This window comes from Cytophagia bacterium CHB2 (assembly GCA_030263535.1).
Taxonomy (GTDB): Bacteria; Zhuqueibacterota; Zhuqueibacteria; order Zhuqueibacterales; family Zhuqueibacteraceae; genus Coneutiohabitans.
This window is the reverse complement of the sequence record SZPB01000667.1, coordinates 1-1,693: the sequence shown is the minus strand read 5'-3', so window position 1 is coordinate 1,693 and position 1,693 is coordinate 1. Positions and strand designations below refer to the sequence as shown.

The window sequence follows — 1,693 nt, the reverse complement described above, 5'->3', positions numbered from 1 at the left end:
CCCGACAACACGCCGCTCGAAATCGACTACTCGCGCTACTATCATAGTTCGGGCGACATTCCGGAATGGACGACGGATCGTGAACCGTGGCGTATGGCGTGGGCCGCGACTGCCGGCGGCGCCGCGCTGTTGCGTCTGCTGTGGTAGAATTTGATCGGGCGCAACCGGATTTGCAACGGAAGGCTGTGATTTTTTCTAGTGGGAATCCGGTTCACCTTAACTTTAACTCAATTGCGAGAATCAGCCATGAAGAAGAATCTCGTCGCTGTTTTGGTTATGCTTCTACCGGTGCTTGTGTACGCACAAGGCGTTGATGTGCAGCCGCGCTATACTATTGACAAACCCACGGCCGGCGTGATGCGCCGGGGCGGTTTTGATCTCGGCTTGCGTTTTTACGGCCAGAGCGGCGCACTCTTATCGTTGAATGTCGGCATTTCCGATCGTTTCATGTTCGGCGCTTCGTTCGGCGGCAATGATGCGCTCGGCCAGGAAGAACCGGATTGGAATCCCGCACCTGGCGTGCTTGTCAAGTATCAAATATTCTCAGAAAGCATCGGAATGCCGGGCATTAGCGTCGGCTTTGAGAGTCAGGGCTACGGCCCCTATTTCAAAGCGGATTCGTTGCAACGCTACCTCAACAAATCACCGGGGTTTTATGTTGTGGCCAGCAAAAGCTATGATTTTCTCGAGCGCCTCGATTTTCACGGCGGCGTCAACTTGTCATTGGAAAACCAGGACAAAGATCGCGACCCCAATTTGTTCATGGGCGCGACGCTGGCGATCAATCCTCATATAGAAATCATCGGTGAATACGACGTGGCTTTCAATACGACGCCGTCAGAGCCGCGCCGGGACGTTCACGATGGCGAAGGCATTTTGAACACCGGCATCCGCTTGAACATCAAAAAAGTCATTTATCTGGAACTGTTTTTGAAGGATATCTTCAAAAATCAAACGCAAACCAAGGATTACGTGCGTGAGTTCAAGATCACATATTTTCAATTTATTCTGTAAAGGTGAATCATGCAAAACGTTTCACGCCGGAATGCGCTGCCGCTTTTATGTTTGTTGCTGTTGACCAGCCTCGGATGTTACACGGTGATCAAACATCCGCGTGTGCATGCGGAACGCGGAGCGGAGAACGATGATTTTGCGTCTAAAGTCGCGTTCGGCGATGACTGCCAATCCTGCCACAATGCCGGCGTGAACGCATTTCACAGTATCGCCGTGCCGCCGCCGCGGCCCGCGCCCTCCTGGCGTTGGGAATATTATTACGACACGCCGTGGTGGGCTTCGTATTACGCCCCGGCAGCCGGCGGCGGGCAAGCTTCTGAAAGCGAAACGCAAAAACGCGCGTTCGATCGCCGCCGCACGGCGCAACCGGAAGAATCAACCCCGCCCGCCTTGACGCCCTCTGAGCAGCCGCCCGCGTTGCCCGCAACCGGCGCCATCTCGCGACCAAATGCGAATGATTCGGCGGCCACTGAGCCTGCACAGAAAGAGGACAGCGGCAAGCGCCGCGCAAAGCGAGGCAGCGCCAAGCCGAATAACAAAAAGGAATAAGCAAACAGGGAATACAAGCGGGCATCAACTTTAAGGATTGTCGATTAAATAACTTGCCCAAATCTCAAACCGCGAATGCACGCCAATAAGCGCGAATTTTAAAATTAGCGGATATTCGCGTTTATTGGCG

2 protein-coding genes are annotated in these 1,693 nt (G+C 53.8%); both read left to right on the top strand.

The features are described from left to right. Nucleotides 1–246 precede the first annotated feature (246 nt). Complete coding sequence (locus FBQ85_30060) at nucleotides 247–1,014, top strand: hypothetical protein (GenBank protein MDL1879377.1); 768 nt, start codon at nucleotides 247–249, stop codon at nucleotides 1,012–1,014. 9 nt (nucleotides 1,015–1,023) lie between these two features. Then, the gene (locus FBQ85_30055) at nucleotides 1,024–1,563 is read left to right on the top strand and encodes a hypothetical protein (protein MDL1879376.1); all 540 of its coding nucleotides are present in this window, start codon (nucleotides 1,024–1,026) and stop codon (nucleotides 1,561–1,563) included. The last annotated feature ends 130 nt before the right edge of the window (nucleotides 1,564–1,693 follow it).